This is a genomic window from Microcoleus sp. M2_D5, from assembly GCF_036701935.1.
GTDB lineage: Bacteria > Cyanobacteriota > Cyanobacteriia > Cyanobacteriales > Microcoleaceae > Microcoleus.
This window is the reverse complement of the sequence record NZ_JAUBRP010000147.1, coordinates 1-5,412: the sequence shown is the minus strand read 5'-3', so window position 1 is coordinate 5,412 and position 5,412 is coordinate 1. Positions and strand designations below refer to the sequence as shown.

Annotated in this window: 6 protein-coding genes, 1 tRNA gene and 1 pseudogene; 5 read left to right on the top strand and 3 right to left on the bottom strand. The window is 47.2% G+C overall.

What is annotated here, in order from left to right:
- From QUA50_RS28975 to QUA50_RS28965, 3 genes and pseudogenes are all read right to left on the bottom strand, one after another.
- On the bottom strand, positions 1-999 hold a 999-nt coding region (locus QUA50_RS28975), incomplete at its 3' end, for a protein kinase domain-containing protein (protein ID WP_333398240.1).
- A 762-nt stretch (positions 1,000-1,761) separates the two neighbouring features.
- A pseudogene (locus tag QUA50_RS28970) lies at positions 1,762-1,896 on the bottom strand (IS701 family transposase); the annotation flags it as partial.
- 206 nt (positions 1,897-2,102) lie between these two features.
- Positions 2,103-2,360, bottom strand: a complete 258-nt coding sequence (locus QUA50_RS28965; RefSeq protein ID WP_333211662.1) for a hypothetical protein — start codon at positions 2,358-2,360, stop codon at positions 2,103-2,105.
- Positions 2,361-2,379: 19 nt separating this feature from the next.
- On the opposite strand from QUA50_RS28965, the gene yqeK reads away from it, so the two are divergent.
- The 5 genes from yqeK to QUA50_RS28940 all read left to right on the top strand — a co-directional run bounded on the left by yqeK (position 2,380) and on the right by QUA50_RS28940 (position 5,411).
- Positions 2,380-3,015 (top strand): bis(5'-nucleosyl)-tetraphosphatase (symmetrical) YqeK, encoded by a 636-nt coding sequence (gene yqeK, locus QUA50_RS28960; protein WP_333267025.1) that lies wholly within the window; start codon positions 2,380-2,382, stop codon positions 3,013-3,015.
- A 138-nt stretch (positions 3,016-3,153) separates the two neighbouring features.
- Positions 3,154-3,573: a ribosome silencing factor gene (rsfS, locus tag QUA50_RS28955; protein WP_333267023.1), complete on the top strand. Its 420-nt coding sequence runs from the start codon at positions 3,154-3,156 to the stop codon at positions 3,571-3,573.
- Positions 3,574-3,575: 2 nt separating this feature from the next.
- Positions 3,576-4,085 (top strand): CGLD27 family protein, encoded by a 510-nt coding sequence (locus tag QUA50_RS28950; protein ID WP_333267021.1) that lies wholly within the window; start codon positions 3,576-3,578, stop codon positions 4,083-4,085.
- A gap of 181 nt (positions 4,086-4,266) precedes the next feature.
- Positions 4,267-5,220 carry an asparaginase gene (locus QUA50_RS28945; protein ID WP_333267018.1) on the top strand — a complete coding sequence of 318 codons (954 nt, stop codon included), beginning with the start codon at positions 4,267-4,269 and terminating at the stop codon, positions 5,218-5,220.
- 117 nt (positions 5,221-5,337) lie between these two features.
- Positions 5,338-5,411 (top strand) — tRNA-Met (locus QUA50_RS28940).
- Position 5,412 lies beyond the last annotated feature (1 nt).

Here is a 5,412-nt window from a genome sequence, read left to right as displayed (position 1 = left end):
TTCGGTGCTGCCCCTGCTGACTCGCTCAAAGGCTGCTAATAAGGTTTCAACTTCTGTTTCTCTGCCGTAGAGTTTTTCAGGGATGAGGAAATGATCTGTCATATCCCGCGTCCCCAATGCAAAGGTCTCAATGTTACCCGTGTTTTGTAATTGAGCCAGACAAATTTCTAAATCGTGTTTAAGTCCTAATGCACTCTGATAGCGATCTTCGGCATTCTTTGCCATCAGTTTACTAACAATTTGGGATAAAATTAGGGGAACTTCTGGGTTGATTTCATGTACCGAAATTGGCTGTTTGGCTAGATGACAATGCACTAATTCTATTGGGTCGTCTGACTCGAAGGGTAACTGTGTTGTCAACAATTCATAGAAGGTAACACCCAGGGAATAAAAGTCACTCCGATAGTCAATTGCTCGATTCATTCTTCCTGTCTTTTCTGGGGAAAGATAAGCTAAGGTTCCTTCGAGGGTGTTGGGGTTCTGGATTTCTAGGGTTTCTCTCGGCAGCAGGGAAGAAATACTGAAGTCAATTAGTTTAATTTGTTTGCTATGTGGGTTAATCAGAATATTTGCGGGTTTGATATCTTTATGAATAACTCGGTTTTGGTAGAGAGAGTGAAGAATATTTGCTAGCTCTCTGGCTAGGTTGAGAAAGTTTTCTAAAGATAGAGATTTATCGGGTTGGTTTTTATCAGTTGCTCCCGGAAGATAAGTAGACAGAGAAACTCCTCCAAAGTCCTCCATTATCAAAGCATAGGCGTTTTTGTAAGGTGCTAAATCGAGGGGTTCAACCACTCCAGGTAGACGTAGATTTTTGGCGATGGTGTACTGGTTGCGGAATTGCACCAGTTCGCTGAAGCTGGGGTATTCGTTTCGCAGCAGTTTGATGACGACGGGAGTACGATCGCTCTCCCGAATACCCCGATAGACTAGAGTGCGAGATCCTGCATAGAGTTGTTCTGTTATGCGATACCCCGGCAGGTCAGTAATTGTCTCCATTTTCCAGTCCTCAATAAATTCGGGGTTACTCTATCTCTAGTTTACTCAGCAAACTTGGTAAATTCTCAATGCCCTCTAATGTTCCTGCACTTGTCCGTCCGGGTTCTGTACGAACGATCGCAGCTCGTTCGATACCGAAGCCATATTATTAATTGTTTAGAACTTGTCTCCACTGGAGCGAAAATTATCCATAAGTATGTTTATATAAATCATTTGAGATTTTGAGGCCGATCGCGTCTAGCAGTCGTGAAGCTCAAAGGAGGCGATCGCCCCAAACAGCTATTTTTTGAGGTAGTTCAGTTTAAGCCAGAGCGTGGAAAGGTTTTCAACTTGGTTGTTTATCCTTGATATTTTTGAGGTAAAAATACTCAATGGTAGCCCTCATGCCCTCTTCTAGCAACCTAACCAACTCGCTCGCTCATCGGAAATGCTTGAAGAACCCATTTTACATCAAATATTGCCCATTCAAAAGCAAACTATACTTCCGAACTAGACGACAAAACTAAAATTTTTGGATGGGATTTTATCTCAAATAAAAAATGTGTGATATTGAGCAGACTTACCCTGCGGATTTGCTTCCCTAGTCTACCGTATATTTGTATTACCAGCAGTGGCTAGAATAAGGATTGCTTCAATAACTGATGAAATTATTACCTCTTTTATGTCACTCAGCAGCAGACTAAAATAATATTTTACTTTTTTTTATCAAGGAAAAGAAGGGATGAGAATAAAAATCAATTAATGCTATTAATCGAGCCAAGCAAAGTGATGTTGCCCTCGAGCATTTTCTAGCTCCTTTATTTCTGCAATGGCTGGTAGTGTCTTGCGTTTAATATCAGAAATTACACGAGCATGAATGTGTGTAAAAGCTTTGAAGCTTCTGACTTCTGAAAACAGATTTCTGTAATAAGCTGTTAGGAATTTAAAAGACGATAGTAGGGTGCGTCATTACAGAAGTGTTTTCCGCATAAGCGCGTAAGTGTTCGCTCCTGATGCACCCTACAAGCCTCGTTACTGGTTTAAATGCTCCACAGGTTACTGACAATACTCATCAATCAATTTCAAGGTAGAATCAGCTTGGCGAGGCTTAACCATAGACTCAGCTAAGGTTTGAGAGATTTTGTTCTATTATACTCTGCCGCGAAATTGAAAGCAGAGGGCAGGGCTGTTTCATGCTCTTGTAGGAGCAGCAAAGAGTGGCTGCCCCCATGTCGCCAAGGCTTGTGAATCATCGTCTGTGGGGGGTAGGAATTCTTGACACTACAAGAGTCAAAATCGCGATTTTCGTGAAAATGAAACCGCCCTGCCTGCGTGCCCGATACCGCAGCCGATCGAAACAAAACGCTAAAATAGTAGCTCATACAATTTTGGAGTTAATATTTGACACTTGCACCCGATCGCGAAAACGTCCTAGCTTGGCTCTGTGAGCGCGTTCCTGCTGCCCGAATCAAACATATCCTCGGAGTCGAACAGGTAGCAGGTGACTTGGCTCGCCATTACGGCCTCGACGAAGCAAAAGCCCGATCGGCCGGTTTGTTGCACGATTTGGCAAAATACTTCAAACCTCCACTGCTGCTGCAAATGGCCCAGAAGGAAGGTTTAGAGTTAGACTCAGTGTTGGAAGCACACCCGCATTTGCTGCACGCAGACGCCAGCGCGATCGTCGCCAGAGACGAATTCGGGGTGGTCGATCGAGAAATTTTGGACGCAATCGCCAATCACACCCTCGGCAGACCAAACATGAGCCAGCTCAGTTGTACCGTATTCATAGCAGATACCATAGAGCCGAGCCGCGGCAACACAGCCCAACTAGAAGCACTGCGCGAGGCAAGCTGGCAAAATCTTTATGCAGCCGTGTGGCAAACTAGCGATTATTCTCTTAAATATTTGCTAGAAACTCGCTGCTACATCCACCCCCGCACCGTACTTACGCGGAATTGGGCGCTGCAAATGGCCCGCGAATCGCCGGAAACAGGAAATTCGACCCAGAAGTCGATCGAACAAATCACAAGTTGAAAGTAAAATTCACCAGAAATTCTGTCCTTACTTTTGGCTTCAACCTAACTCCTATTTCCCGTCTCAAACTGCCAACAATCCAAAGCCAATAGCGCACCCATTCTTTCTTACCGTATCAATTAGGAACTTAAACACTTAATGTCAGATATCACCCAACTCGAATACTCCAGGGCCCAGTCTACAGCAACGGACGGCACCTCCCCAGACGAAGCCCGCGGCCTGATCGTGACCGTTGCCCAAGCAGCCGAAGACCGCAAAGCAGTAGATATTGTATTGCTCCGAGTGTCAGAAGTATCCTTTTTGGCAGACTACTTTGCGATCGTCACCGGATTTTCCAACGTGCAGGTACGAGCCATCTGCCAAGCAATAGCAGACCAAGTGGAAGAAGAGTGGCAACGCTTGCCGCTGCGTACACAAGGACTATCAGACGCCAGTTGGGTAGTCATGGACTACGGCGACGCCATCGTTCACATCTTGAAGCCTCAAGAGCGGGAGTTCTACAATTTAGAAGCGTTCTGGGGACACGCCGAACGCATTGACTTTTCCCCCGCGCCGTGAGGATGGCTAATGTGAAAAACGTTTCTGCTTCTATTTGTCCGGTTCCGCAAGAACAGCGACCGATCAATGAATACCAAGAACTTAAAGAATCCTGGTTTTTTAGCTGGGTAACGCTCAATTGGCCCGGATACCTGGCAAAACTAGCTTGGGTTTGGGCTTGGAGTTGCTTGGTATCGTTGCCGATAGCTGCTTCTAGCTTTGCTCCCCTCAAGTATCCAGCTCAGTTTGTCCTGTGCGGTGCTGCAGGTGCCGGTTTTATTCTAGGATTAGCTTTGCTGCGGCTCTACTTGGGTTGGTTCTACGTGCGATCGCGCCTTTCAAATCCCACGGTCGTCTACGAAGAGTCTGGCTGGTACGATTGTCAATCTTGGCCTAAAACTCCCGAAGTTTTGCTTCAAGACCAGTTGATTGTCAGCTACCAACTAGAACCAATTCTCAGGCGTCTGCGGCAGACTTTTTATGGTTTGACAGTGTTGCTGGTTGCCGGGGGACTAACTTGGAGTTGTTTGTAATCGGGAATGGAAGGGAGTTTTGAGTTTTGAGACAGCAGCCGACAGCTAACAGCGCACACTGAGTGCATGAGTGAGAAACGCTCGCAGAAAGATTAACTTTACAACTCTTAACTGGCAGCTCGCAACTCAAAACTTCCACCGGCCTCAATCTAAAATCTAAAATCTAAAATCTAAAATTGATATGACAAGGGGAAAACGAACCCAAGCTCCCGAACTGGAAGTGACACTGCTGCGCGAAGGTATTGTGGAATCGAGGCACCGCGCCCAGGCCGCTGTCTGCGACAACCGCGGGCGCGTTCTGTCTGTTGCTGGTAACTCGGAAACGGCCTCATTTGTCCGTTCTTCACTCAAGCCTTTTCAAGCTTTGGCGGTGACGGCGACTGGCACTTTAGAACGCTACGAATTGACCGATCGAGATTTAGCGATTATTTGCAGTTCCCATCAAGGTACGATCGAGCAATCGCGCCAGGTATTTAACGTCCTGTGGCGCTGCGACATTGACCCCTCTAAACTTCAATGCCCCATTCCCGAAGGCAAAAAGAGCCCCCTGCAATACAACTGCTCCGGGAAACACGCCGGAATGCTGGCTGTCTGCCAGCAACTGCACTGGCCTCTGGACACTTATTTACGGCGCAAACATCCCGTCCAGCAGCTTATTTTGGGCAAAGTGGCTGACTTGCTGGCCATGCCTGCCGAAGAGTTTATCAGCGCTCGCGACGACTGCGGCGCTCCTACCTATCTGTTGCAGTTGGGGCAAATGGCGTCTCTGTACGCTAAGTTGGCTTCCGGCGACAATGTGGAGATGGAGCGGATTGTCCGCGCTATGACTCACCACCCGATGATGGTTGCTGGTGAGGGCAAATTTGACACGGAACTGATGCGCTTGACTCAAGGGGAATTGGTGAGCAAGTCGGGTGCCGAAGGGGTGCAGTGCATTGGCCGCGTTGGCGAAGGCATGGGCTTGGCAATTAAGGTGACGGATGGAGGAAAGCGCGCTCAATTTGCTGTGGCGATTCACTTGCTCAAGCAGTTGGGGTGGATTACTCCGACGATCGCCGAAACTCTTGCGGAGACTTACCTGACTCTCAGTGAATTCAAGCGCTTGGAGGTAATCGGGGAAGTTTCGATGCTTTAGGGCGATCGAGACTCGATCGCCGATTTCAGCAACCCCTCCCACAATCTAAAAAGTTTTTTTGATTTAGGGGTTGCAATTTTCAGAAAGATATGTTTATATTAAAGAGAGACAAAGCGACGCGGGATAGAGCAGCCTGGTAGCTCGTCGGGCTCATAACCCGAAGGTCAGTGGTTCAAATCCACTTCCCGCCAC

Excerpts from the sequence above, each read along its gene's own strand:
- QUA50_RS28965 (WP_333211662.1), bottom strand. The coding sequence starts at position 2,360 with ATGAGCTACTATTTTAGCGTTTTGTTTCGATCGGCTGCGGTATCGGGC.
- rsfS (WP_333267023.1), top strand. The coding sequence starts at position 3,154 with ATGTCAGATATCACCCAACTCGAATACTCCAGGGCCCAGTCTACAGCA.
- QUA50_RS28950 (WP_333267021.1), top strand. The coding sequence starts at position 3,576 with ATGGCTAATGTGAAAAACGTTTCTGCTTCTATTTGTCCGGTTCCGCAA.
- QUA50_RS28945 (WP_333267018.1), top strand. The coding sequence starts at position 4,267 with ATGACAAGGGGAAAACGAACCCAAGCTCCCGAACTGGAAGTGACACTG.